Below are 26,279 nucleotides of genomic sequence, written 5' to 3'. Positions count from 1 at the left end.
ATTTATAAATTAAAAAAGGCAGGGAGTTTCAAACAACTTTCTGCCTTTTTTAGTTTATATGAAGGACCCAAACTTATTTATTATGATTAAAATAGCATTGAAATATGGTCTCCTTATGTTTATAGGTTACCTTATTTTATTTTATGTGATGAAAGTACTAAACCTTTATCACATTGTAGAACTAAGAGTTCTAAACTTTCTTATTCAATCCGCCGGTATTTATTTAGCATTGAATGAATTACAAAGAAGGCAGAGTAAAGAATATGGATACATCAATGGTTTTATAGAGGGGATTATAGTGACCATGTCAGGAGCATTACCATTTGCTTTATTTATGATGATATACCTCACGAGCATAGAACCAGAATTTATGCTGTACCTACAAAAATTTGCACTAAATGGTGCATATCTCAACCCTGTCACAATACTCATAGGCCTTGTTTTTGAAGCTGTAGGCTCAGGAGTTTTGATTTCCTACGTCATTATGAGGTATACACTTATAAATCAGTCCATAAAAGTAAGATCTTAATAATAGTTAACCACAGTAAAATTTTAAACTGTGGTTTATTTTTTGTCTTTTAAATTTTACGTAAGCTTAACGTAGAATCTAATATAAAACCTAATAAAGATATCATCGCAAACTGGCTTACTTTAAACTAATAATAAACCTAATACTAAGCGCACCTAATGCTTAGTACTATGACAGACTTCTATGAAAAATTTTATAAAATCAATTCTACTGAATACATTAATTGGGATTTGTTTGAGTACTGTATGTGCTTATGGATGGCAGGATGCAACTATTAATGATTTCAATAAAACATATAATGAAGAAGACGATATATTCCTAAAATTAAATAGAGATATTGAAGTAGGAAATAGTGGTGTATTAGATATGACGAATACTACAATTTATGTTGATTTAAATGGTTATGATATTATATTTCGTGAAATAAATTTAAGTTCTTCTAATCTTTACATTGTGAATAAAAATCAAGATAGAGGAGAAGTTATATTAGGAAAGGAAGGATTTTTTAATGGATATGATGCAAGTGTTAATTTAGAAGAAGGATCTCATTTTTTTACTTTTGATAATGTGTATTTAAAGTCAGCTTTATATAAAAATACCACATTTAATTATAAAGAAGGTAGTGAAACGATAAATGCCATTATATCCTATAATGACGTTCAAATATCAAATTTAGATCGATTTAATAATTTGAATGGTGATAAAAATATGAATAATTTTTTCTTGATAAAAGGATCAATTATAAATCCATCAATTCTTGGCCCACCTAGTGTTCCAGGAATTGAAGAAGATCAAGAATTAGAAAAAATATGTGAAACCTTTCCAATTTATTGTGAAATATTAGAAGACGACGACCTCCCAGTAAAACTTATCTCTTTCAACGCTAAAAAGCAAAGAAATAATGTACTTCTAACATGGTCAACTGCTTCTGAACTAAATGCCTCTCATTTTACAGTTCAAAAGTCTACAGATAGATCTCGTTGGGAAGATATTGGTGAGGTAGATGCTCATGGAAATTCGAATACTAAAATAGATTACTCATTTACAGATAATTATTTAGGGCAAAGTAGTTACTATCGTTTACATCAAGTAGATTTTGATGGAGCCTCAGAATATTTTGGTCCTTTGTATGTTAATATGGGTAATGAAGAACAGTTTAAGGTGATTATAATGCCTAACCCTGTTCAGGTTGGTGCACCTTTAAAGGTAAGTATTTCGGGAGTAAATCCAGCAAATGAACTATCTTATAAGGTGTATAGTTCTAACGGACAACTGGTATTTTTTAATAAAATAGAGTTGAATGGTACATCACAAATTTTAGAAGAATTGAACTATTCAAATCATTTAAACAAAGGTCTTTATCATATTATTTTCCAAAATGGAGCTCAAATAGCTAAGGAAAAGCTAATTTTAAAATAAAAAATTAAACTATTTTAATAAAAGGCAACCTTATGGTTGCCTTTTGTGTTTACAAAAACTAACATTTACACTTGTTGGAAATAAAGAGTTGTTTATAAATATTAATAAATATGGTAGAGTTTTTGTAACTTTGAACTTGATATTATACAATAAAAAACGCTACTAGTTTTATTTACATTCTTTTTTAATAGATTTTACTGCTAAACATCTACTTTTATGAAAATAATAAATTACTACTTTTTGGTATCAATGCTGATACTAACCACTTCATATCGAATTTTTGCACAAACTTGCGGAACATCTTTTGGTAATTTGAATACAGGAACAACTTACACTTTTAGTGATTGTAAGTTAACTGGAGGTGATGTTGAGTTTTCTGCACAAGGAGGAGATGTTGATATTATTATTGCTGAAGGAACTACTGTGATATGGGAAGTGGATTCATTAAGCCTAACATCAGAAAAAGAAACAATTTCAGGTGGAGGGGGTTCTATAGATGTAGATTTATATGGAATAAATATTACTATTGAACCTGGTGCAACCTTATATATTAAGGGAAATGATGCAGGTAATCTTACAATAAACCATAAATCATCAATAAATGTAGCACACACAGGTCAGTTAATAATAGAAGGTAATTATGATACAGATGATGCTATTAGTCCTGAAATCAATATACTAGATCCTCAAACTGAAGATGTATCTTATGATCAGCCAATATATAACACTGATGATGTAGCTAATGTACATATACATGGAAATGCTGATTTGGGTTATACAAATGGTAATTCACCTAGTAAAATTTATATTATTGGTTCATTAGAGCCTGCTCCTAAATCTTTTGATGATTCTTATACAACATATGAACTAATTGAGCAATTTTTAATTGATAACACAACATGGTTTGCTGGATTATCATCATTCGCTAAAGGTTTTGTTATGGGCATAGCAGAATTTTTACTTAGTGATAGTTTTCCACCAATTAATGATTCAAATACAGGCTTTATTTCAGGTATTTCAGGAGAACGTGATTTTGTAGATCTCCCAGTCGATCTGCCAGTAGAACTAACCTATTTCGAAGCCAATGTGATAAACAACGAAGTGGAGTTATCTTGGGAAACAGCAACAGAAATCAACGCATCTCATTTCCTAGTACAACGATCTACTGATAAGTCTAATTGGGAAACAATTGGAGAAGTAGAAGCCTCAGGAAACACAAATTACGCTATAGAGTATGAATTTGTAGACGAATCTCCACTAAAGATTGCTTATTACAGATTACATCAATTTGATTTTGATGGAGCCAATGAATTGTTTGGTCCTATTAAAGTACAACTAAACAATAGTTTAAGTGATTTTGATGTTGTCTTAATGCCAAACGTCATTCAAAACGGAAATAATACTAGAAGTAGTTTTACAGGATTAGTTCCAAATACTAATGTCATAGTAAAATTATTTGATGGTAGCGGTAGAATGTTATACTCAGATGAGTATCAAGCTAATTCTGAATCGATGTTGAAAGATCTAGATGTTCCAGATGGATTACACGCAGGTGTTTATTACTTGCACTTCCAAAATGGTTCTGAGTTGAAGAGAAAAAGATTAATATTGAAATAAGGTATTAATATAAAATAGATTAAGAAAGGTGATTCATTTGGATCACCTTTTTTAGTGATAATGAATTTAAAATCAATTAATTATTGTGGAATAATTTTGATCTGATACTTAAGTGATTAACTTTGTTATACCCAAAAAATAATAAATAGAACTATTCTTTACTCGTTAATATCTAAATAGAATAATACCAACAATCTTATCATTAACTAACTGAATTGTTCATTTGTTATCGGCTTAAATAAACAGTTAACTATTTCTTACCCATCTTTACTATGACAAAGTATAACTATTCTCCAATTAGTATCTTTTGTTTGCTCTTACTTTCTACATTTAACTATGCACAATGTGATTTTGAAAAACAATCTGGAAGTACTGATTTTACTTCATCAGGTTTAGTTTCATGTAACACAACTTCTGCTCAACACTTAGAATTCATTGCGGATGGAGCAAATATAAATATCTCTCATATCGATAATGAAGTTGCAGATGACGGTATTGATTTTACAATCAACACTGAAAGTATATTTGGAGATGAAGGGGGAGGAATGTTTGAGATAGGACCTGCTTCAGGAGATTTTACAGATGATGGAACCAATAAATATGCAGAATACTCTGTGCATTGGACAATTAAAGCAAATACTCATGTCTTAATAAAAGGTGATCTCATTCTACATTATGGTACTGAAATAACCATTGAGTCCGGAGGTGTTTTAGAAATCGACGGAGATATGTCGTTAGCAAACAGTAATGCTCTGTGCCAAGAATGCTTTAGCGGTGATATTGACACAAGGGAAGCTGCTACAGAAGAGTATGAAAAGAAAATGAGCGAAAGTATTATAATAAATAATGAAAATGGAGGGGTAATACAAGTAAAAGGAGATAGTGACTTATATATTGATCTCATTTACTTTACAGGTAAAAGAAATGATAATATAGTGGAGTTATACTGGGGTACTGCCTCTGAGATTAATAGTTCTCATTTTGAAATAGAAAAATCTTACGATCAAAAACAATGGGAAACGGTAGGTAATGTTCTTTCTGCAGGTAATAGTTCAGTGAATATCGAATATTCGTTTATGGATTCTTATAACTCTATTTCAAATTATTATAGGTTAGTAGAAATTGATCTAAATGGAAAAAGAACCTATTATGGACCTATAAATATTGCTGAAAAAACGAGTGCATTAAATGTGAATATGTATCCGAATATTCTATCTGTGGGTGATCCTCTTGTGCTAACATTAAACAATTTGAGTAAGAACTTAATTACTGAAGTGAAAGTATTTGATTTAAAAGGTAGGTTAGTGCTATCCAATGAGTATGAGGTGGATTCATATAATATGAACTTCACTATTCAGTCAAATAATTCAATACCAAGAGGAATGTATATTGTATATGTGGTGAATGGATCGGAAAGTAATAACATGAAATTTGTAGTAAGATAAGGTAGGTATTCTAGATCTATTGTTAGAGAAGAGTACTAACACTAGATTTGATAAAGCCCATATGGATTTTCTTAGTAATTTATGAAGAAATAAAAGTCCCTCTATTTAATGATTATATCAGAAATAGAGGGACTTTTTTGTGATCTAATTTACGTCAAATCATTGATTATATATATTGTTATAGATCTAAAGTAAAGTTTTTATAAAAGGACAGAAATATTCTTCGTTCCAATTGGGGTGATTGAATAAAGGAGATATAGTATCTATACTCCATGTAAAATCATTAAAGAAAATATATAAGTTTTGAATCGATGGTATTTGATTAATAATATCACTAAAGTTACTTCCTTCAAATTGATTTTCGCTTATTAATAATGATTCAAGTTTTGTCAGCTTCGTCAATGATAAAGGTAATTCTCCGGTAAGATAGTTTACCATAACATTGATATGCCTTAACTCACTAAGTTCACCAATTTCCTCTGGGATTGTTCCAGATAAGTTGTTGTTATCTAACTCAATAGCAATCACTCTACCATTATCATCAGTAGTTATACCAAACCAATTATCAAGGTCATTTTCCATGTTCCATTGTTGATCTGAAGGGATAGAAGTATTGACATTATTGTTTTTAATTAACCAATTATCGCCATTAGTTGCTTCGTAGAATTTCATCAACATCTCTTTATCTTTATCAGAAGCAGAGGTCATTGGTTTTTCATAACTAGCAACAAAATTCACATCAAACCCATCTCCAGTTTTGGAACCTGTATCAACAATTTTTATCCAAGAAATTGCTGACACTCCATCTAAACCTTCAATATAGCTTAAATGGAATTCATTGTTAGCAATATAAGCATCACCTACCTTTACCCACTCTCCGTCATCTTCTAAGCCGGCTTTATAGTACCTGCCGTTGTATGATTTATGTACATAGATACTCGCTTTTTCGCTGTATGCTTTCCAGGCTTCTTCCGCTTGTTCGTAATAAGCTTTCTTACCCCAAGATGTCTCAACTACCTGTAAAGTGGTATTCTCGTTAATACTTATAGGGGTGGGTAATTGCATTAGCATATAGCCATTTTCTCCTCCAAGAGAAACAAATTTGCTAGCATTTTTTCTGAAATCAGCCAAATCAGCATTAGCTGAATTTTTTCTCGATTCTTTAGAGATATTATAGTTGTCATGGCTTAAGTCTCTTACTTCGTAATTGAAATATTCAGGACGATATAATTTCACTTCAGCATATTGATATCCCTCAAGATGACCTCTAAACCATTGATCATAATATTCTCCACTAATTTCTCTTGAATTTTGATTTTCTGATACATAACTATTTTTATCAAAAAACTGAGTCGAAGCCATATCTCCCCAATTGTGATAAAGTGTTTGATCTGTTTGTATTCCATTATCATCAAGCAACGTCATTTTGATATTATCTTTGATAATAGCACCATTTAAAGTTCTTAATTGAAGCTTATCAGAAAAATGATGAGAAGTAAAGACCATATTATCTCCCGTTAAAGCAGCGCCTGTTACTCTACCACCAACTTTATTTTCTTTTTTAGCATTTAGGCCTCCGAATAAAGATCCAGCATTAAAAGAGACTTTCAGGTCAGACCAATCCCAATCCATTTTGTTCAAGTAAATTGCTGTCCCTCCTTTCCATTGACTAAATGAGATAAGTCTTTGTTCCTCAAAACCGTCTGTTTCTTGAGAGTTTTGTGTAAATAAAATATCCCCGCCTTGGAATTTTACTGTATTTAATTGTTTCACCTCATTTTCTTCGAAGTATTCATCTTTTTCAAAGAAAGCTTCATCTTCTTCACCCTCCACTGCTATGTTACCACTAAACTGAAATTGTACAGCATGTGCCCATACTTGTCCTTGATATATTGACCCATCTAGAGAGGCATCAACATCGTTCCAAATATCAGCACCACCCGATTTAGCATCTCCCCAATCGGCAACCACTTTATAAAAACCACTTTTTCCGGCTAAAAATAAATAGCCATCCTGATCGACATCTACCTGGGTAATTTTACCTTTGAAACGGTATGTATTGATGTTCTTTTTCATTTGAGCTACAGTGATCGTAGGATTATAGCCAAATAAATGTATTTCTCTTACTTCTTTTGAAGCAAGACTAACTAGGTAGATTTTTTTCTTTCGACTCACTACAACGGTAATATAATCGTTGTTAGGACTAATACACATGTGTCCACCTCGAGGGATAACAAATGATTTTCCATTTTTAGTAAGTTTCAGTTCAGAAAGAAATGCCTCTTCTTCCAATCCTTGGAAATCATATTCTACTTCATAGATTTTTGAGCCTTCGGAAGTAGAGTTTAGTAAGTAGACATTCTGATTAAATGGCATTCTAAGGCTAGAAGCATCTTGATCCTGTATTAATTCTTCTTCGTGTTTGTGGCATGAAACAATAAATAGGGAAGCGAATACTATAATAGTAATTCGAGAGAATAGCTTTTTCATCAAAATTTAAGGGTTTAGTATCAATGATATTGTCGAAGCACACTTTCTGTCGGTAAAGGGTAAAAATGAAAATGTTTGTGCTTAATAAATTTAATTAACATCAATTTAAACATTAAATAGAAGTAACTGTAATTGAAAGGGATAGAATTGAATATCTACCTTAAGAACCAAATTATTTATTCATATAGTACAATTTTAGTGTTTATATGTTTACTCTAAATACCTTAAAAGAATCAATAGTATAAGGATTTTACATTGATGTAAGACTATTTGATAATAGTGAATATTTAATACCAATATCTCCTTTAATCTACTCCCAAAGTCAAATTTTTATTCAATAAGTCATAGTGTATTCTTCATCAATAAATCAATAAAAAAAACAAAATCCTTTAAGAAATACGATTCCTTCACATGACAAATTTTTAACGAAGAAACGAATTTATTTTTCTAGCGTTATGGAAGGGAAACCTAAATAAAGTGAATACTTAAAGTTTTTTTTATACACTCTTATACTTATTATCATGAAACGCTTATACCTATTATTATTTACCTTTTTGTTACCTGTGGTGAGTTGGGCTACTGAATATTACTCTGCGAATAGTAAAGGTGGAGGGAATTTTCATGATGAAATTTGGACTTTATCAAGTGATGGTTCTGGAACTTTAGTTGATACGACAGGTATATTTACTTTATCCAATAATTTTACAATTTTATCAGGTCATTCAGTGAGTTGTCCGTCAACTGAATTAGACATTGGAGATTTAACTATTAAAGGGACTCTAACAGAGTTCATAGTTTCCTTAAATGATATCAATATAAATAATTTAATTGTTGAAGGAACGATTAATTTCGCAGAGAATGGTATCGATGGTAATTTTAATGTGGTCAACTATTTTGCATTAGATGGATCATCTGTTACTTTTTCAAATAGTACGATGAATTACAATGTAAGTGGATACTTTTACATTGGGACAACATCCTCTTTTTCATATAACAATAGTGCAGAGAATAAAATATCTGGAAATGGACGATTTGATGAGTTTGTGAATCCATTAGTTTCAATTATTAGTGATAAAGGAATAGTTTATTCTAATGATCAAGTAGTTTCTTCTAATCTTAGTGATTTTCCAACCGCTTTTTTGTCTGAAGAAGCTACAATTCAATTAAATAAAGACCATACACTAACCATTGATCAAACTTTACCTTCTGATTTAGTTTTTTCAGCTGGATATTTAACAACAGCAAGTAATAATGGATCAATTGTTTTTTCAACAAATGCATCAGGAACGTTTAAAACAGTTAACTCAAATACAAATCCTTTCAATGATATTACTGTAAATACTAGTAATACTATCACTTTAGGTGGTGATTTTTATATGGGTGGTGAATTAACTTTAACTGACGGTATTATTAGTGGAAATAGTAATCGATTTGTGATTAATTCTGGTGGTAGTATAAATGGAGCAAATTATAGCACAAATTTAAGTGGCATTAGTTCAGGGGGTTCTGATGAATCTCATATTAATGGGCAGATGTCGATGACCTTTGCTACAACAGGAAATTTCACATTGTTACCAGTAGGAGATGGTACTAGTCTAAGAGAAGCTGGAGTGAAAAATAGAACAGCTGCTAATCCTCATACATTAACTATTATATACAATAATTCTGCTCACTCTAGTAGAGAAGATGTAGACTCTGCATTAAGTGGTGATGTTACAGTAAGTAATGTAGAGTATTGGGATATTAGTGTTGTAAGTACAGACTTGTCTACCAATACCTTTAAAACCGTATTATCTTATAATGCAAATTCAGGAATTGATGAAACCAAACCTGGTACCTTACATCTTATGCATTATTCTTTAAGTGAATGGGGATCTGAAGCTTATTTTGATGCAGTAGACCATTCAGATATAGAAGTTGAGTTCAAAGGAGGTACTGGTTATATAGCGGCATCAGCAACCTCTTTCAGCCCGTTCACATTTGGGGGTGGTGATGACCACGATCTCCCAGTAACCCTAACAAAATTTGATGCTGAAATTAAAAATGAAGTTGTAGAATTATCATGGTCTACAGCTACAGAAATTAATAATTCACATTTTGAAATCGAAAGATCAACCGATCAAAATAATTGGAATTCTATCGGAGAAATTGAAGCAAAAGGAGGTAACTCAAGTTATAAAATTGATTATACTTTTGAAGATGATAATCCATTGCTCAATGCTTACTATAGATTAGTTCAATATGATTTTGATGGAGGTTCAGAGATCTTCGGTCCAATACATATTGATAAAACCACCTTTGGAAATGATTTTTATGCTGAATTGCATCCTAACATATTGTTCAGGAATCAATCAACAAAACTAGCCTTAGAAGGTATGATAGAAGGAATGGATATCACAATTCAGGTGTATGATCATCATGGTAATTTGGTTGTTGATAAAACCATTGAACATACCAATTCTACAACCTTATTACAAGAATTTAATCTACCAGGAAATTTACCATCAGGTATGTATCATTTAAATGTGAGTTCTGGTTCAAAAATATCACGAAGCAAATTTGTGCTTCAATAAGACTTTAGGTAAGAGAAGTATATAACGAGTGAATTAATTATCGAACATCTTCATAGGTTTCCTGTGGAGATGTTTTTTTATAAAAAAAGATCGAAGAAATGGTTTTCATCGATCTTAATTTATTTATGATATTTCGAGTTTTAGTATAGACTATTTTTTTGCTCGATGGGCTTCAATAGGAAGATCAGTAGCAATAATATCTACTCCTAACTCCCAAGCATCTTGATATTCTTTTGCACGTTGTTTTTCGTCTTTAACTTTATCAGAAGTGTGGAACGTAGCACTAATACAGAAAATGCCTTTAGCATGTAATTTTTCTAATAATGAAGCATCACAAAGTTTCACTCCAGTAAAGGCAATCATTCTATCAAATGGTATTCCTGAGGCTTTGGCTTCTTCCCAATGTTGATCATTCATAATCGTAACACTGATCATTAATTCAGGAGCTAATTGGTGAACTAGCTTTGCATCCTCCCAATTGTAGGTAATAACTGCGGCGTATTTTTCTACTTTCGCTTTGCGAATAGCATTTACAATCATCTCAAATGGAACTCCTCTTTTTACATCAACAGTAAGTACTGCATATCCTTTAGAAGTCCATTTCAATACTTTATCAAAACGATCGAATTTGTATTTGGTTAAATTCCCATCATCATCTTTTAATTGGATTTTCTGTAACTCCTTCCAAGTATAATCTCTTACAGACCCTTCACCAGTAGTAGTACGTCCAAGTTGATTATCATGCATTAAAAACATGACAGAATCTTTACTCATTTCAACATCCAGTTCGATCACCGGAGCATAAATGTTTTTGACTAAATGCTTAAATGTAGGGATACAATTTTCAGGATAGGTAGGATAGGGACCACCTCGATGTGCACTCACTAGTTGTTTAGGTTGTGCATTATAATCCATAAAGTGATAAAAATCTTCAACTGAATTAAAATTCAACTTTTGAGCAAAAAGGTGAGTACAGCTCAAAAGGAAAGTGATAAGGATAATGAGGTTTTTCAAAACGATGATAGTTTTTGATGATCAATCAAAAGGTTTAAAAAAAGCGTACGCCTATAAGCCGAGTTCTGTGATGTTCGTGCCTTATAAAATAAAGTGATCCACCCCCTGTCATTTATCTAGACCTGCAATTGCTCACAGGTTCCATCGACCTACCCACCTTACCTGATTACTCTGTGAAGCGAGCAACTTCACTCCCGAAGGAAAGTAAGGCCTATTTGGTCTTTCATCTCACAAGGTTTACCATGCCATTTGTGTCACCACAAACGCGGTGAGCTCTTACCTCACCCTTTCACCCTTACCCGAAGGCGGTTTACTTTCTGTTGCACTTTCTGTCACCTGTTACCAAGTGCCTTCCCGTTAGGAAGTGTGATGCTCTCTGATGCTCGGACTTTCCTCTTCAGTCTAGCTGAAGCGACAGAGCGGCGTACGCATTCACAAAAGTAAGAATTAAGTACTAGGATAAAACCATTCGATGAAGAAATTAGGAATTATTGAAAATAATAAAGGAAACTAGAAACTATGAGTTAGAAATTAGGAGATAGGAGATAGGAGATAGGAGTTGAAAAAAGTAATGTTCTAAAATATTTTCATCAAAAATCTTGTTCGAATTCATTCGGGCAAGGTATATATTAACCAACCTACGATTTCAATCGTTGTATATAAAGAAGTATTCACTACCAAAAAAGTATAAACACAAAAAAACCTCAACATTTCTGCTGAGGCTTATTGCTCCTCTTCTTGGACTCGAACCAAGGACCCTCTGATTAACAGTCAGATGCTCTAACCAACTGAGCTAAAGAGGAAGATATTCTTCCAAATAATGAAAATTTGTTGCTCTCCTTCTTGGACTCGAACCAAGGACCCTCTGATTAACAGTCAGATGCTCTAACCAACTGAGCTAAAGGAGAATGAATTTGAAAATAATATTTTGCTCCTCTTCTTGGACTCGAACCAAGGACCCTCTGATTAACAGTCAGATGCTCTAACCAACTGAGCTAAAGAGGAAGGTTTTTCAAATTCTGCTTTTCGGGAACGTTTTCCTTTAAAGCGATGCAAAAGTAATGTGTGAAATTGAATTTGCAAAATCATTTTCAAAATAAATTGCAAACTAAATTTAATTTCCTTGAAAATCAGATTGAAAAAGTTTTAAAATCTATTGCTTTTCAAAGTATTCATTGACTTGATCGATATAATTCAAGATATCTTTACACCCTTCTCTAGTTTCTGAAGAGGTAATAATCATCGGAGGAAACTCCTCCCAAGTTTCTTTTAACTTTCTTTTATATTGTGCAATGTGTTTAGAGGCTTTACCTTGACCTAATTTATCAGATTTAGTAAAGACAATACAGAAAGGAAGACCTCTTTCTCCCATCCATTGCATAAAGTCCAAATCATTTTTTAAAGGCTCATGACGGATATCCACTAAAAGGAACGTGTTCATTAAGTTTTCGCGAGAGGCAATGTATTTTTTTACCATTTTCATGAACTTTTCACGCTCAGTTTTACTCACTTGTGCATAACCGTAGCCAGGTAAATCGCAAAGGTACCACTCATCATTAATCAAAAAGTGATTGATAAGTTGAGTTTTACCTGGTGTAGAAGAGGTTTTTGCTAGCTTGTTCTGTTTGGTCAAAGCATTAATCAAAGATGATTTACCCACATTTGAGCGACCAATAAATGCATATTCAGGTCTATCCGGTGCAGGACACTTCTCCACATCAGTGTTACTAATGATAAAAACGGCTTCTTTAATTTTCATGATAATTCCTTAATAATTGAAACACAAAGGTAATGAAGTACTTGATAAGTATATATAAGTTGATAGGTAATCCTAAGATAAGGATCGTTAATGCCTTAGAATCATTAAGAAAATGACTCAAAATATATCATTTTAATGATAAGAATAATGAAAGAGAGTGATTCTAATTAATATTACAAAATCAAAATTAAATCTCTTTACTGCATACTTCTTACTCCTTACTTTATTACTTATCTTTGCCGACGATTTAAATAGAAAAACAACAACAACGTTATCAATATAAATTATGAAAGCATATGTTTTCCCTGGGCAGGGAGCTCAGTTTACTGGTATGGGTAAAGATCTTTATGATGCTAATCCTAAGGCAAAAGAGCTTTTTGAGAGAGCAAATGAAATATTAGGTTTCCGTATCACAGATGTAATGTTCGAAGGTACTGCTGATGAACTTAAGCAAACAAACGTAACGCAACCGGCTGTATTCTTACATTCAGTAGTTACAGCGTTGTGTGCTGAAGAATTTACACCTGATATGGTTGCAGGTCACTCATTAGGAGAGTTTTCTGCATTAGTTGCTTGTGGAGCATTAAATTTTGAAGACGCTCTTAACTTAGTGGCTAAAAGAGCTGCAGCAATGCAAAAGGCATGTGAAATGAATCCATCAACAATGGCTGCTATTTTAGGTCTTTCTGACGAAGACGTAGAAAAAGTATGTGAAGGTGTTGAAGGAGTAGTTGCAGCAAATTATAACTGCCCTGGTCAATTAGTAATTTCAGGTTCTAAAGAAGGTATTGAAGCGGCGTGTGAAGCAGCAAAAGAAGCTGGAGCAAAACGTGCTTTACCATTGCCAGTAGGTGGTGCTTTCCATTCTCCATTAATGGAACCAGCAAGAGAAGAATTACAAAAAGCAATTGTAGAGACTACATTGAATACACCAAAGTGTCCAATTTATCAAAATGTAAATGCTCAGCCTCAAACTGATCCTTCGGTTATTAAAGAGAATTTGATTGCTCAATTAACAGCTCCTGTAAAATGGACGCAAACGGTTCAAGCAATGATTACTGATGGAGCTGCTGAATTTATCGAATGTGGGCCAGGTAAAGTATTATCAGGCTTAGTGAAAAAAGTAGACCGTAAAATGCCTGTATCATCTTTATAAGAAATGATTTAACGGTAGAATAATATATATAAATCCTTATCACTTGTATCTTTAAGTGATGAGGATTTATGCTATAGTCACAGTTTTTAAAATATCATGTAAGTGATTTTTATAGATTGGTGTACTAAGTGCATACTCAGCTCCCATACCTATCAATCTTTTTCTTGCTCCTTCCAAACTATAAGGAGTCGTTCCAATAATCACTAATGCGTGATTAACCGATACTCTAATTGTACTGATGATCTCTTGAAATTTAGGACCTAAAGTTTCAGAATTAAGAAAAATCATCTTAATCTCATTTTCTGAAATCAATTGAATTAGATTTGTAACATCTGATACAACAGTAATATTCATTCCCTCATCAACTAACATTTTTTTTAAGTAATGTGCATTGATGATATTATCATCGACCACAATTGCTTTAAGAGTAGTTGGTTTATTGAGGCCGTTTGCTAACGCCATTGTCATAAATTATTTATCTTGGTTTTAAAAAAAATCAATGCTTCAAAATTATAACGACAAATAATACTTTTTGGTATATGAAAAACATAAAAAAATCAAATAAAAAATATATAAGCTATTTATTGATAATAAGCACATTAACGGTATTGATGAGTGGTTGTAGAAATAGCTCGAATGGCCTTTGGGAAAAAGACAAAGAAGTCGATGTAAAAGTAAGCCAAATAGACCATGATTTTCTAGTGACAATCTCTACGGATTTTGGCGATATGAAAGCTATTTTATACAAAGATACTCCCCTTCATCGTGAGAATTTCGTGAAATTAGTCAAACAACATTATTACGATAGTTTAATGTTTCATCGAGTGATGAAAAACTTTATGATCCAAGGTGGAGACCCAGAATCAAGATTTGCAGACGATGATGATGATTTAGGGAGAGGGGAAATTGGTTATACTTTACCTTCTGAAATCACGAAATCGCATGATCATCGAAAAGGAGCATTAGCCATGGCTAGAAAAGGAGATGATACAAATCCAGAAAGAAATTCAAGTGGTTGCCAATTTTATATTGTTGATGGTAGAACTTGGAATAAATCAGATCTTATCGATTCAAGAATAGATCATATTAAGTTGTACAAATATTTTGAGATGATGGTCAAAGAATCAGAATATAAAAAAATAGCCACTGCATATTATACCATGGGAAATGATGGAGACCAACAAGGACAGAAAAGATTGATGAGGAAATGTATTCCAATGGTAGAGAAGAAATATGATGTCACGCTAATGAGTCGTTTGTCTCCCAATCAATTAGAAGCTTATACAACCATTGGAGGAGCCCCTTTTTTAGATCAAAAATATACCGTTTTCGGACAAGTAGTAGAAGGATTAGAAGTGATTGATGCCATTGCTAAAGAAAAAGTAAATAGAAGAAATAGACCTTTGGATAATATCAGAATGTCTATTAAAATAGAAGAAATACCCAACGCTAAAATTCAAGAATACTTAGAGCATAATAATTTAAAATAATCAAAAAAATCTCATTTAACCTGAGTACTATTTTCCTTAAACTCAGGTTAAATGGAATAACAAATGATTCTTTTTTTTTGTTGATAAAAACATAAGATCAATTTTTCAGTTTATTGGATAAAATATTACAAATTAAACTATGGAAACTTTTTTATTATTTTTGGTTTCCATACATTTGCACTGAAATAAAAACACCCTTCCTATTTATCTATCTTTTTTATTCATTTGAAAGGAATACTTTATTTCTATTACATTATCTCAATTTTTCACTATAACTTCAAATTCATAATTAAAATACAATGAGCACTGATCAACTTAAAATCAGGATCATTGAAGAAGCACGAAAACAGTTTAAAGCCTACGGGATAAAAAGAGTAACTATGGCTGAGATTTCTAATGAATTGGGAGTCTCGAAAAAAACACTTTACAACGTATTCAAAGACAAAGCTGAAATGATAAGTTCTTCTATAGAACACCATATCAATGAGGATATTGAATATGTAGATGAAGTTACCGACGACGATAAGTTGGATGGAGTTTTTAAGCTAGCTAGTATATTCTTTTTCTTCTTTACCAGAATCAAAGATATCAATCCACTGACATTTATGGACCTCAAAAAGTTTTACCCGAAAATGTATAACAAATTTGAGTGTCACAAAAAGGGATGTTTCTTTAATTCGATGGAAAAAATTGTGAGTCAAGGCATTAAAGAAAAGCTTTTTCTTGATGACATTAATGTTCCTCTTCTGGTCTCAATGAGAATGTGGCAATTGGAATCGGCTCTAGATACAAATGTATATGACCATTCTAAATACAGTATAGAAACGATCCAATTGGAAATGTTTAAGCACTTTATACGGGGTATAGCCACAGCAGAAGGAATTGTTTTATTGGATAAATACCTAAAAAATTTCATTAAAGAATCTCAATCAACTAAAATATGAAAACAACGGCCTTAAAATGGGTCACTGTACTAAGTCTGTTCTTAAGTACATCTCAAATATTTGCACAAACAAACTCTTCAGAGGGAGGAGATGTGATGGATCTGCAAGATTGTATTGACTATGCTTTTGCCAATACAGGAACCATCAAGAATGCTGTTATCGAGCAAGGAATTTCACAAGCTAAAGTGGGAGAAATTATCTCAATGGGTCTTCCTCAAATTGATATTGAAGGTCAATTTATTGATAATTTAAAAATCCAACAAGCTTATTTACCTAACATTTTTGGAGACAATCCTAATCCGAATGAGGTAGTTCCAGTTGCATTTGGTACTCAGTTCAACGGTAATATTCAAGCAGCAGCTTCTCAGTTAATTTTTGATGGAACATTCTTTATTGGAGTGAAAGCAGCAAAAGTGTACAACGAACTATCTGCAAAAGAATTAATTCGTTCTAAAATTGATGTAGTTGAAGCGGTAACTCAAGCGTATTATTATGTACTTGTTCAAAAAGAATATCTAGAATTAATCAATAGAAATAAAGAAATTCTTGAGAGCTTATACAATGAAACTAAAGCGACTTATGAAGCTGGTATGGTAGAAGAAATTGAATTCAATAGAATTGAAGTAACCTACAATAGTATACTAATTCAACAGACGCAACTAGAGCAGCTTCAGATTATCGCTCAGAAGTTATTAAAGTTCCAAATGGGAATGGATATTAACCAACCCTTGGTATTGGCTCAGTCATTGGAAGACTTCAGAGAGTTTATTGTTACTCCAACAGATCTTGCAGAGGCATCTAGAAGAATTGAATACTCAATTATGATGACCAATATCAAATTGAATAATTTTGATATGAAAGCGACAAAAGCAGAATACTGGCCTAAATTATATGCATTTGGAGCCTATGGTTTTAACGCAGGTGGTAATGTAATATCAGATTTTAATTCGAATTACGGTGATTTTGCTAACATTGGACTTAATCTAACTTTTAAGGTTTTTGACGGTTTCAATAGATCAAAAAGAATCGAACAAAAGAAGTTAAAAGGTCAACAGTTACAAAACACAAAAACTGATTTAGAACGTCAGATTTCAATCGAGCAAGAACAATCTAGAATTACTTACGAAACAAACCTATCAACTTTAAACTTACAGGAAAAGAATATGAATGTTGCTGATAAAGTATACACGAATACTCAAGTGAAGTTTAAAAATGGTGTAGGTTCTTCTTTAGAGATTACCACGTCTGCTCAAGATTACCAAACAGCAGCCAACAGTTTCTACACTTCTTTATACGATGTTTTGGTGGCAAAACTATCTTTCGAAAAAGCGAATGGTCGTTTGCTTGACTACATTGAAAGTGAGGATAAGTCAGAGGATGAAGAAACTTTGAAAAAACATAACAACGAAAGAAAATAATCAATAGAAATAGATACAATCATGTTATTTAATAGATATAAAAAATTATTGACTCTTATTTCCTTGGCAGGTGTTTTAGCTGCTTGTGGCGGAAATGAGTTAGAAGATAAAAAGAAAGAATTGCATCAATTGCAAGACAACTTGTCAAAATTGGAGCAAGAAATTACGACTCTTGAAAAAGAAATAGAAAAAATTGAAGGTCCGAAAGAAAGTAAAGTAGTACTTAAGCCTGTAACTGTTTATAATGTTGAAGCTTATACTTTTAACCACTTTGTAGATGTTCCTGGTGATGTTATTTCAAATAGAAATGTTGTTGTTGCACCCGAAACAACCGGACGTATTGTAAGAAGATACTTTGAAGAAGGCGCTTATGTGAGAAGAGGACAACGCTTAGCAAAATTAGACGTTGAGATTCTTCAGAAACAAATAGAAGAGATTGAAAAATCTTTGGAGTTGGCTAACATTATGTATGAAAAGCAAAGTAAGCTTTGGGAACAAAATATTGGATCTGAAGTACAATACTTGCAAGCAAAAAATAATAAAGAATCTCTTGAAGCAAAATTGGCTAGTTTAAAAGAACAAGAAGCTAAAGGATATATTATTGCACCAATTTCAGGTAAGATTGATGAAATCTATATGAAAGAGGGTGAGATGGCTCCTGCAGGTCAGCCTTATGCGAGAGTGGTTGATATCAATAATGTGGAAGTAGTGGCTGAAGTCTCTGAAAAATATAGCCGTGATGTAAAGAAAGGTGATGAAGTAATCGTAAAATTCCCTATGCTAGAAATTGAAAAACCAATGAAGGTAAATGTAGTGGGACAAACAATTAATCAGACCAACAGAACTTTCAAAATTAGAATGAAAGTAACAGAAAAAGGTTTAGCCGTTAAACCAAATACGATGGCTGTGGTTACTATTAATGATTTCTCTAAAGATAACGCTTTAGCAATACCTTCTAATTTGGTTCAGAAAAATACCAATGGCGAAACATTTACTTATATCCTAACTAATGAAGGTGGAAAGAAAAATGTAGTGAAAAAGGTAAATGTGAAAACAGGTAAATCTTACAAAGGTAAAACAATGATTACTGAAGGTATTACTTCTGGTATGGTAGTTATCGATAAAGGTTACTCTGAAGTAGTCGTAGGTGAAGAAGTTCGTATTGTAGATTATAAAATCTAAACAGAGAATATGGAATCAAATTTCAACAATAACGCTAACGAGCAGAAAGAGGAAAAATCAAAAGAATTTGGTTTAAGTTCTCTTTCTATCAATAATAGTACGTCAGTATTTATCCTGACGATCATTATTGCTCTGTTTGGAATGGCATCGTATTTAGGTATGCCGAAAGAGCAATTTCCGGAGATAAAAATACCTATGGTGTATATCAGAACATTACACCCTGGTAACTCTCCTGTGGATATTGAATCTTTAATCACGCGTCCTATCGAAAAGGAATTGAAATCGATGAAAGGGGTAAAAGAAATTATCTCTACATCGGCTCAAGATTTTTCGGTAATTACAGTAGAATTTAACGAAGATGTAGAAACATCTAAAGCTGTTCAAGACACTAAAGATGCTGTAGATAAATCAAAAAGTGAATTACCAACTGATTTGGATCAAGATCCTGATGTTCAAGAAATGGATTTCTCAGAAATTCCAATTATGGTAATTAACCTTTCTGGTGATTTTGAGATTCAAAAATTGAAAGATTATGCAGAAGATCTTCAAGACGATTTAGAAGAATTTCGTGAAGTATCTCGTGTAGACATTACAGGATCTGTAGAAAGAGAAATTCAGATAAATGCAGATTTGTATTCAATGGATGCAATGCAAGTATCTTTCTCTGATATTTCAGATGCAATCTCAAGAGAAAACGTAACAATGTCTGGAGGTGATGTGAAAATGGGCAATGGTTTCCGTAGAGCATTACGTGTAGATGGAGAATTTAAAAAAGTAGAAGAAATTCGAAATGTAATTGTAAAGTCTGAAGATCAAAACTCGATTTATCTTAAGGACATTGCGGATATTGAAGATAGCTACGTAGAAAGAAAGTCTTATGCTAGATTAGCGACATCAAATTTTGATGACAAAGGAGCTTATCCAGTAGTATCATTAAAAGTGGTAAAAAGAGGTGGAGAAAATCTTATTGCTGCAACTGATAAAATTAATGAGCTATTAGATAAAGCAAAAGAATCTTACTTACCTCCAAATTTAAATATTGTAATTACGGAATCTCAATCTAAAGAGATGAAGGCCTCTCTAACCAACCTAGAAAACTCGATTATCTCGGGTATGATTCTAGTTGTTGTTGTCCTTCTCTTCTTTATGGGATTAAGAAATGCATTATTTGTGGGTATTGCCATTCCAATGTCAATGTTCTTATCATTCCTTATCTTAAGTATATTGGGAGTGACAATTAACATGGTAGTTTTATTTGCACTAATCCTAGCATTAGGTATGTTGGTAGATAATGCTATTGTAGTGATTGAGAACATTTATCGACTGAGAGAGCAGGGTATGACTAAAAAGAAAGCCGCACTGCAAGGTACTGGAGAAGTTGCTTTGGCAATTATTTCATCTACAGCAACAACATTGGCCGCTTTCGTACCATTGGCATTCTGGGGAGGTATTATGGGTGAGTTTATGAAATACTTACCAATTACCTTAATTACTGTACTGTCATCTTCATTGTTTGTAGGTTTAGTTATCAACCCTGTAGTAGCATATCGTTACATGAAGGTCGATGCTGCTGATGCTTACAAAATTATCAATAAGACAAAGGTTACTGTAGGCTTGATTTTGTTTGGCTTATCTATTCCTGCATACATTATGGGAGAAACATATATGTGGGGTAACTTATTCATGTTAGGTGCTTTTATCGCCTTAATTGATGGTATTTTACTTAAACGTTTGGCTTACTTTTTCCAAAATGAGATTTTAACCAGATTAGAATCTATTTATTTAAAAACACTCGATTACGTTTTAAATGGAAAAAGACCGTTCGTTATTCTTGTAGGAAATATTATTTTCTTTTTCCTAGCAGTTGGGTGGTTTGGAGCTAGATTAGGATCAGGTAATGTACCTATTGAATTCTTCCCAGGATCAGATCCTAGATACGTATATATGTATGTAGAAGCACCTCAAGGGACAGATGTAGAAGAGACTAATAAAATTGCCCTCGATTTAGAGAAAAGATTATATAAAGATTTAGTGCCTTTTAAGCCGATTATAGAATCTATTGTAAGTAATGTAGGAGAGAATACTAATGATCCACAAGATGGAGCAGGAAACACAGTAACGCCTAACAGAGCACGTATTGCAGTAGGTTTTGTGCCTTTTGAAGAAAGAGGAGATCTAAGTTCGAAAGATGTAAAAGCCATTTGTGAACAAATTGCCAAAGAAATTCCTGGTGTTGAGATCGTGACTGACAAAGATCAAAATGGTCCTCCAACAGGTAAACCTATTAATATCGAGTTGTCAGGAGAGGATTATTTAGTGTTAATCCAAGAAGCCAACAAAATGAAAGCTCAAATAGAGCAATCTGATATTGAAGGTGTCGATAAATTATCAATTGATATTTCAGTGAGTAAACCTGAATTATTGGTCAATATCGATAGAAATAAAGCACGTAGATTTGGAGTTTCAACAGGCATGTTAGCCAATAACATGAGAATTGCCATTTATGGTCAAGAGGTCTCTAAATTCAAAGACGGAGAGGATGATTATCCTATTCAGCTAAGATTGAAGGACCAGTACAGGTATGACTTATCTACTTTACAAGATCAAAGAATTACGTTTAGAGATAATAAAGGTCAGTTCCATCAGGTGCCTGTATCTTCTGTAGCTTCAATGGATTACAGTACTACGGTAGGTGAAATTAAGCGTAAAGACTTAGAAAGAGTTGTTACATTAAGTTCAAACATCACCGAAGGTTACAATGCACAGCAAGTAGTTGATAATGTAAAGGGATTATTGGCAGATTATAAAATGCCATCTCAGTACAAGTATAAATTTACAGGTGAGCAAGAGGATCAAGCAGAGTCTATGGCATTCTTATCTAGAGCGATGTTAATTGCTGTATGTGCTATTTTCTTAATTTTGGTGTCTCAGTTTAACTCATTTGTAAAACCATTCATCATTATTATTTCTGTAGTATTGAGTTTGATTGGTGTATTACTTGGTTTGATCATATTTAACGATCCATTCGTAATTATCATGACAGGTATTGGTATTATTTCATTAGCAGGTATTGTTGTGAATAACGCCATTGTATTGATTGATTGTGCCGATCAGTTGGAAGAAGCTAAGAAGGCAAAATTAGGTATTGACCCAGATGAACGTTTGCCGTTTAAAGAGTATATCGAATGTGTGCAACAAGCAGGTTTCACTCGTTTACGTCCTGTATTGCTAACCGCTATCACAACTGTATTAGGTTTGATTCCATTAGCCACAGGTATGAACATTGATTTCATTGGTTTATTCAATCATTTTGATGCTGATATTTACTTTGGTGGACCTAACGCAGATACTTGGGGCCCAATGGCTTGGACTGTAATCTACGGTTTGACATTTGCCACTTTCCTAACGTTAGTTGTTGTTCCAGTAATGTTAACATTAACAGAGCGATTGACTAACTTCTTAAAAGGGTTAAGTAAATAAATACTATAAGCTGAATCGTTCGGATACAGCTAAATAAAAAGTCCCCCTAGAAGATTTTATATCATCTAGGGGGACTTTCTTTTATATTATCTATTAGTTTTATTTCTCCCATATTTGGAAAAAATCATCATCTAATTTCTTTTCAAAACCTAATTCTACAAGTATCCTTTCACATTCATCTGCTTGTTCTTGAGTAAGTATGTTAGAAAAAGGATGAATCTCAAAATAAACTCTTTTTAACCCACCGATAAACTCTTTAAACTGAGAAAGGATGTGTAATTCACCTCCTTCAATATCCATTATTAAAGTATCGAAAGTGATATTATATTTTTCTTGAATTTGATGAGGTGTTATTCCTTCTACCTCTACCGTAGTACCTGTTTTTTTATTAGCACTAGATTCAACAATAGATTTATTGATATGAAAAGTGATAGATTTTTCTGGTGAAACAATTTTATTCACCACTTCAAACTGACAATTATTTTTCTCTTTATTTCTATTGAGATGCTCAATAAGGTAAGGATTTGCTTCAACAGTAATATGTTGTTTAGGATCAGTAAGTGTTTTATTGATCACACAAGACACTACACCAATACAACCACCTAATTCCAATACTTTTGCCTCTTTAGGTAGGTATTGTGGTATATACATACGTTCCTGTTTTTCGTACCAACCTAGTGTAAATGCACCTCTAAAAAAGCGGGTGGTAAGATCTTTTGGAATGATATAACTATTACCGTTGGCTTTATATTCTTTTTGTATAAAATCAAAAATGTACCCTGCAACAAATTGTTTGATAGGGAGGTATATGTTTAGTATTAAGAAGTTCATTATTATCAATTTTCGATAAAGATATAGTATTCGTTTACATAATAAAAAATCTTTTTTTTGATAGATATCATTGAACTAATTATTCGTAGTTTATATTATGCTATTTGAACTATAAGTACAAAGCCAAGAATTCATGATGATTTATTTTTGGTCTATTGCTTATTTTAAATAATTGATGTCACTTGCGTCTTTTTAATAATTACTACGTCTATTAAAAAAAATGTAATTATGGATACTCAACAAATTTGGACAACTTTTAAATCAGAGCTTTATGGTTTTATAAAACACAAAGTCAATGATAAAGATCTTGCAGATGATATTTTACAGGATGTTTTCATCAAGATTCATAGTAATGTAGATCGACTAAAAGATGAAAAAAAATTAACTAGTTGGGTATATCAATTGACACGAAACACGATTGTTGATTTTTATAGAAAGAAACAATTGCCAACCAAAGAATTTGATGGTATTGAAAAGGATTTATTATCTGAAGGTGAGGCAGAAGATGAGCGTTATTGCAAAGAATGTGTACGTCCTTTTATTTTAGAATTACCTGATAATTATAAAGATGTGATGTTAAAAATAACCTACGAAAATATATCTCAAAAAGAGTATGCATTAACTAATGGCTTGGCTTATTCAACTGTAAAATCAAGAATTCAAAGAGGTCGTGATCAATTAAAAAAATCTTTTGAGACTTGCTGTGTTGATAATCAGGGTGTTTTTGAATGTTGTTCTGACCGAAAATAAATTTTTTCTTATTATCTGCGTCTTTTTTAGAAATGCTCGTCTATATGGTCGAAAACAAAGTATAATTATAAGCTTTTAAATAAAAAGATCATGAAAGATTCAATCAAAGAATGCTGCAAAAAATATAGATGTAAGTGTGAGAAAGACGATCAAGGTAATTGTCTTTGTACTTGTGAAGAGTGTAAAGATACAACATGCAAATGCACTTGTGATAAAGACGGTAATTGCGTGTGTACGTGTGATTGTAAAGAATGTAAGGACGAAAACTGTTGTAATGGTGAAACAAAATTCACAATTACTGCAGAAGAAATAAAAGAAGGTATTTTTAGTAACTGTTGCGATACCACTTCATGTTGCTAAATTAATTTTAAAGGAAAAAGGCTATACAATCTAAAGTAATTGTATAGCCTTTTATATTTTATATTGAATCAAGCGATTAGAGCATTCCTTTTTCTTGGAGTAATTTCTTTCTTGATTGAATTACTTTGGTAAGTCCCTGTTTTAATGGAGTTAATTCTCTACCAAGAATACTTTTCATTTTTTCAATATCAGGTTGTCTTCTTGTCATATCACCTTCTTTAAGAGGATCAAGATAAACAATTTCTGAACTTGAATTAGTGGCTTCAATTATAATTTCAGCCAATTCTTTAATACTAGTAATGAAATCATTACCAACATTAATTACGTCATTCACTACCAAGTCTTTTTCTAACATATTGATAGTAGAATCTACATTATCTTTAATATAGCAGAAGGTTCTTGTCTGAGAGCCATCACCATATAATGTGATCGGTTCATTTCTTAAAGCAGCATCAATAAACTTAGACATTACAAAGTCTGTACTTTGTTTCGGGCCATAAGTATTGAAGAATCTAAGAATAGTATAATCTAAATCAAACTCTTGTTTGAATGATCGACAATAAGCCTCACCGACATTCTTTACAATTGCATAAGGCAACCTAGAGTTAAGTGGTGTAGTATGTTCGTGTTGAGGTAAGTGAACAGGCTCACCATATACTTCTGATGATGAAGAATAGAATACTCTTTTTACACCTGTGTTTTTAGATAGTCTAAGTACATTTTCTATACCTTGAATATCTTCTAAAACTAAAACTGGGTTAGCAAGAGTTCTTTTTACGCCCACAACAGCAGCATAATGAAATACATAATCAAACTTGTATGATGTCATGATTGCCGCTATTTCTTCATAACGGTTAACATCACATTTGATGAATTTACAATTAGGGTGATTAGGTACTTTCCAAGCTTCACCTGTGAGAAAGTTATCTACACAGACGACAAAATTGTTTGGGTTTTCTAATAAACGATCGGCTACTGAACTAGGGACAAATCCAGCACCACCGGTAATTAAAAATTTATTCATGTTTTGGCCCTAAAGGCTAAAATTTTGAGTTTAAAAAATACTTTTAGGAATCATTTAAAGATACTAACTTAGTTGTTAATATCAATAAATTTTTGGATATCAGATTTCTTAGCAAGAATCACTAATTTATCTCCTTGTTGTAATGTAGAATTCACCTCTTTGGGGTTTCTGATCAAATGATCTTTATATTCTACAAAACCTAAGGCATTTACTTCTTCATGAGTTCTTCTAAGAGCAATAATATCGGCGTTAAATGTTCCTTCTAGATCTAAATCATCAATAAACTTACCAATTGTTCTTTTTGGAGCAACTACTTCCACAATTTCGTGTTCATCGGGAAGCTGCATAAAAGATTGAATCTCGGGATTAAGTATCATTTCGGCGGTCATTTTTCCTACTTCATCTTCCGGAAGCAAGATTTCTGTCACACCAAGTTTCTGAAGAATTACTTTTTGCTGTTCACTCATTGCTCTTGCAATAATTCGTTTCACTTTCATTTCTAAAAGTAAAACTGTAGTGAGAAGAAGTCCTTCAACATTTTCTCCGATAGCCACTAAAACAGCGTCCATTTCTGTAATGGATTGCGAATTAAGTGATTTCACATCGGTAGAGTCTAAAGCCACAGCATAAGCGACTTCGTCTTTGATTAGATCGACAAGTTCTATTTCTCTGTCGATGGCCATCACTTCGGCTCCCAGAGAGGCAAGGTTTCTTGCTACTGAGGAACCGAATTGACCTAGGCCAATAATAGCATATTTTCCGTCGGGCATAGTTTCCTGTTATGAAAATTTCAATCAG

General features: G+C 32.6%; 19 protein-coding genes, 3 tRNA genes and 1 other RNA gene. 12 read left to right on the top strand and 11 right to left on the bottom strand.

What is annotated here, in order from left to right:
• Window positions 1–148: 148 nt before the first annotated feature.
• The 4 genes from NH26_RS11560 to NH26_RS11545 all read left to right on the top strand — a co-directional run bounded on the left by NH26_RS11560 (window position 149) and on the right by NH26_RS11545 (window position 5,010).
• A complete protein-coding gene (locus tag NH26_RS11560) occupies window positions 149–529 on the top strand; it encodes a hypothetical protein (RefSeq protein WP_139263020.1) in 381 nt (126 codons plus the stop codon).
• 183 nt (window positions 530–712) lie between these two features.
• On the top strand, window positions 713–1,948 hold the full coding sequence (locus NH26_RS11555; RefSeq protein ID WP_084812148.1) for a T9SS type A sorting domain-containing protein: 1,236 nt from the start codon (window positions 713–715) through the stop codon (window positions 1,946–1,948).
• A gap of 216 nt (window positions 1,949–2,164) precedes the next feature.
• Window positions 2,165–3,565 (top strand): T9SS type A sorting domain-containing protein, encoded by a 1,401-nt coding sequence (locus NH26_RS11550; RefSeq protein WP_084812147.1) that lies wholly within the window; start codon window positions 2,165–2,167, stop codon window positions 3,563–3,565.
• A 272-nt stretch (window positions 3,566–3,837) separates the two neighbouring features.
• On the top strand, window positions 3,838–5,010 hold the full coding sequence (locus NH26_RS11545; RefSeq protein WP_044224221.1) for a T9SS type A sorting domain-containing protein: 1,173 nt from the start codon (window positions 3,838–3,840) through the stop codon (window positions 5,008–5,010).
• A 186-nt stretch (window positions 5,011–5,196) separates the two neighbouring features.
• On the opposite strand, the gene NH26_RS11540 is transcribed toward NH26_RS11545, so the two are convergent.
• Window positions 5,197–7,500 carry a hypothetical protein gene (locus tag NH26_RS11540; RefSeq protein WP_052432050.1) on the bottom strand — a complete coding sequence of 768 codons (2,304 nt, stop codon included), beginning with the start codon at window positions 7,498–7,500 and terminating at the stop codon, window positions 5,197–5,199.
• Window positions 7,501–8,021: 521 nt separating this feature from the next.
• Here NH26_RS11540 and NH26_RS11535 point away from each other — a divergent pair.
• Window positions 8,022–10,073, top strand: a complete 2,052-nt coding sequence (locus tag NH26_RS11535) for a T9SS type A sorting domain-containing protein (protein WP_052432051.1) — start codon at window positions 8,022–8,024, stop codon at window positions 10,071–10,073.
• A gap of 150 nt (window positions 10,074–10,223) precedes the next feature.
• Here NH26_RS11535 and NH26_RS11530 read toward each other — a convergent pair whose 3' ends face one another.
• The 6 genes from NH26_RS11530 to yihA form a co-directional block, all read right to left on the bottom strand.
• A complete protein-coding gene (locus tag NH26_RS11530) occupies window positions 10,224–11,087 on the bottom strand; it encodes a glycerophosphodiester phosphodiesterase family protein (RefSeq protein WP_139263018.1) in 864 nt (287 codons plus the stop codon).
• A gap of 38 nt (window positions 11,088–11,125) precedes the next feature.
• Window positions 11,126–11,518: RNase P RNA component class A (rnpB, locus tag NH26_RS11525), an RNA gene on the bottom strand.
• Window positions 11,519–11,816: 298 nt separating this feature from the next.
• Window positions 11,817–11,890: transfer RNA gene (locus NH26_RS11520), tRNA-Asn, on the bottom strand.
• A 31-nt stretch (window positions 11,891–11,921) separates the two neighbouring features.
• A tRNA-Asn gene (locus tag NH26_RS11515) sits at window positions 11,922–11,995 on the bottom strand.
• A 23-nt stretch (window positions 11,996–12,018) separates the two neighbouring features.
• Window positions 12,019–12,092: transfer RNA gene (locus NH26_RS11510), tRNA-Asn, on the bottom strand.
• Between the two features lie 148 nt (window positions 12,093–12,240).
• Window positions 12,241–12,846, bottom strand: a complete 606-nt coding sequence (gene yihA / locus NH26_RS11505; RefSeq protein WP_044224226.1) for a ribosome biogenesis GTP-binding protein YihA/YsxC — start codon at window positions 12,844–12,846, stop codon at window positions 12,241–12,243.
• 286 nt (window positions 12,847–13,132) lie between these two features.
• On the opposite strand from yihA, the gene fabD reads away from it, so the two are divergent.
• Window positions 13,133–14,002, top strand: coding sequence for an ACP S-malonyltransferase (gene fabD, locus NH26_RS11500; RefSeq protein ID WP_044224227.1), 870 nt, complete (start codon window positions 13,133–13,135; stop codon window positions 14,000–14,002).
• 66 nt (window positions 14,003–14,068) lie between these two features.
• Here the strand turns inward: fabD and NH26_RS11495 are convergent, their stop codons facing one another.
• Window positions 14,069–14,464: a response regulator gene (locus tag NH26_RS11495; protein WP_158021932.1), complete on the bottom strand. Its 396-nt coding sequence runs from the start codon at window positions 14,462–14,464 to the stop codon at window positions 14,069–14,071.
• Between the two features lie 77 nt (window positions 14,465–14,541).
• Between NH26_RS11495 and NH26_RS11490 the strand changes: the two genes are divergently transcribed.
• The 5 genes from NH26_RS11490 to NH26_RS11470 all read left to right on the top strand — a co-directional run bounded on the left by NH26_RS11490 (window position 14,542) and on the right by NH26_RS11470 (window position 22,516).
• Complete coding sequence (locus tag NH26_RS11490) at window positions 14,542–15,492, top strand: peptidylprolyl isomerase (protein ID WP_084812146.1); 951 nt, start codon at window positions 14,542–14,544, stop codon at window positions 15,490–15,492.
• Window positions 15,493–15,791: 299 nt separating this feature from the next.
• A complete protein-coding gene (locus NH26_RS11485; protein ID WP_044224232.1) occupies window positions 15,792–16,436 on the top strand; it encodes a TetR/AcrR family transcriptional regulator in 645 nt (214 codons plus the stop codon).
• The gene (locus tag NH26_RS11480; protein WP_044224234.1) at window positions 16,433–17,854 is read left to right on the top strand and encodes a TolC family protein; all 1,422 of its coding nucleotides are present in this window, start codon (window positions 16,433–16,435) and stop codon (window positions 17,852–17,854) included. The genes NH26_RS11485 and NH26_RS11480 overlap by 4 nt, the downstream gene beginning before the upstream one ends.
• 21 nt (window positions 17,855–17,875) lie before the next feature.
• Entirely contained in the window at window positions 17,876–19,036 is a 1,161-nt protein-coding gene (locus tag NH26_RS11475) for an efflux RND transporter periplasmic adaptor subunit (protein WP_044224235.1), read from the top strand.
• A gap of 9 nt (window positions 19,037–19,045) precedes the next feature.
• On the top strand, window positions 19,046–22,516 hold the full coding sequence (locus tag NH26_RS11470) for an efflux RND transporter permease subunit (protein ID WP_044224237.1): 3,471 nt from the start codon (window positions 19,046–19,048) through the stop codon (window positions 22,514–22,516).
• Window positions 22,517–22,615: 99 nt separating this feature from the next.
• Here NH26_RS11470 and NH26_RS11465 read toward each other — a convergent pair whose 3' ends face one another.
• The gene (locus NH26_RS11465) at window positions 22,616–23,347 is read right to left on the bottom strand and encodes an FkbM family methyltransferase (RefSeq protein WP_044224239.1); all 732 of its coding nucleotides are present in this window, start codon (window positions 23,345–23,347) and stop codon (window positions 22,616–22,618) included.
• 228 nt (window positions 23,348–23,575) lie between these two features.
• On the opposite strand from NH26_RS11465, the gene NH26_RS11460 reads away from it, so the two are divergent.
• Window positions 23,576–24,097 (top strand): sigma-70 family RNA polymerase sigma factor, encoded by a 522-nt coding sequence (locus NH26_RS11460; protein WP_044224241.1) that lies wholly within the window; start codon window positions 23,576–23,578, stop codon window positions 24,095–24,097.
• Between the two features lie 436 nt (window positions 24,098–24,533).
• Here the strand turns inward: NH26_RS11460 and NH26_RS11455 are convergent, their stop codons facing one another.
• Both NH26_RS11455 and NH26_RS11450 read right to left on the bottom strand, forming a co-directional pair.
• Window positions 24,534–25,481, bottom strand: coding sequence for an NAD-dependent epimerase/dehydratase family protein (locus NH26_RS11455; protein ID WP_044224243.1), 948 nt, complete (start codon window positions 25,479–25,481; stop codon window positions 24,534–24,536).
• A gap of 68 nt (window positions 25,482–25,549) precedes the next feature.
• Window positions 25,550–26,251, bottom strand: coding sequence for a potassium channel family protein (locus NH26_RS11450; protein WP_044224244.1), 702 nt, complete (start codon window positions 26,249–26,251; stop codon window positions 25,550–25,552).
• Window positions 26,252–26,279: the final 28 nt, after the last annotated feature.

Source organism: Flammeovirga pacifica (assembly GCF_000807855.2).
Classification (GTDB): domain Bacteria; phylum Bacteroidota; class Bacteroidia; order Cytophagales; family Flammeovirgaceae; genus Flammeovirga; species Flammeovirga pacifica.
This window is presented reverse-complemented; position numbering and strand designations above follow the sequence as displayed.

What these genes read in the sequence shown, in the direction of transcription:
- NH26_RS11485 (WP_044224232.1), top strand. Translation starts at nt 15,792, where the DNA reads ATGAGCACTGATCAACTTAAAATCAGGATCATTGAAGAAGCACGAAAA.
- NH26_RS11540 (WP_052432050.1), bottom strand. Translation starts at nt 7,500, where the DNA reads ATGAAAAAGCTATTCTCTCGAATTACTATTATAGTATTCGCTTCCCTA.
- fabD (WP_044224227.1), top strand. Translation starts at nt 13,133, where the DNA reads ATGAAAGCATATGTTTTCCCTGGGCAGGGAGCTCAGTTTACTGGTATG.
- NH26_RS11555 (WP_084812148.1), top strand. Translation starts at nt 713, where the DNA reads ATGAAAAATTTTATAAAATCAATTCTACTGAATACATTAATTGGGATT.
- NH26_RS11460 (WP_044224241.1), top strand. Translation starts at nt 23,576, where the DNA reads ATGGATACTCAACAAATTTGGACAACTTTTAAATCAGAGCTTTATGGT.
- NH26_RS11470 (WP_044224237.1), top strand. Translation starts at nt 19,046, where the DNA reads ATGGAATCAAATTTCAACAATAACGCTAACGAGCAGAAAGAGGAAAAA.
- NH26_RS11480 (WP_044224234.1), top strand. Translation starts at nt 16,433, where the DNA reads ATGAAAACAACGGCCTTAAAATGGGTCACTGTACTAAGTCTGTTCTTA.
- NH26_RS11455 (WP_044224243.1), bottom strand. Translation starts at nt 25,481, where the DNA reads ATGAATAAATTTTTAATTACCGGTGGTGCTGGATTTGTCCCTAGTTCA.
- NH26_RS11450 (WP_044224244.1), bottom strand. Translation starts at nt 26,251, where the DNA reads ATGCCCGACGGAAAATATGCTATTATTGGCCTAGGTCAATTCGGTTCC.
- NH26_RS11545 (WP_044224221.1), top strand. Translation starts at nt 3,838, where the DNA reads ATGACAAAGTATAACTATTCTCCAATTAGTATCTTTTGTTTGCTCTTA.
- NH26_RS11560 (WP_139263020.1), top strand. Translation starts at nt 149, where the DNA reads ATGAAAGTACTAAACCTTTATCACATTGTAGAACTAAGAGTTCTAAAC.
- NH26_RS11490 (WP_084812146.1), top strand. Translation starts at nt 14,542, where the DNA reads ATGAAAAACATAAAAAAATCAAATAAAAAATATATAAGCTATTTATTG.
- yihA (WP_044224226.1), bottom strand. Translation starts at nt 12,846, where the DNA reads ATGAAAATTAAAGAAGCCGTTTTTATCATTAGTAACACTGATGTGGAG.
- NH26_RS11495 (WP_158021932.1), bottom strand. Translation starts at nt 14,464, where the DNA reads ATGGCGTTAGCAAACGGCCTCAATAAACCAACTACTCTTAAAGCAATT.
- NH26_RS11535 (WP_052432051.1), top strand. Translation starts at nt 8,022, where the DNA reads ATGAAACGCTTATACCTATTATTATTTACCTTTTTGTTACCTGTGGTG.
- NH26_RS11475 (WP_044224235.1), top strand. Translation starts at nt 17,876, where the DNA reads ATGTTATTTAATAGATATAAAAAATTATTGACTCTTATTTCCTTGGCA.
- NH26_RS11550 (WP_084812147.1), top strand. Translation starts at nt 2,165, where the DNA reads ATGAAAATAATAAATTACTACTTTTTGGTATCAATGCTGATACTAACC.
- NH26_RS11465 (WP_044224239.1), bottom strand. Translation starts at nt 23,347, where the DNA reads ATGAACTTCTTAATACTAAACATATACCTCCCTATCAAACAATTTGTT.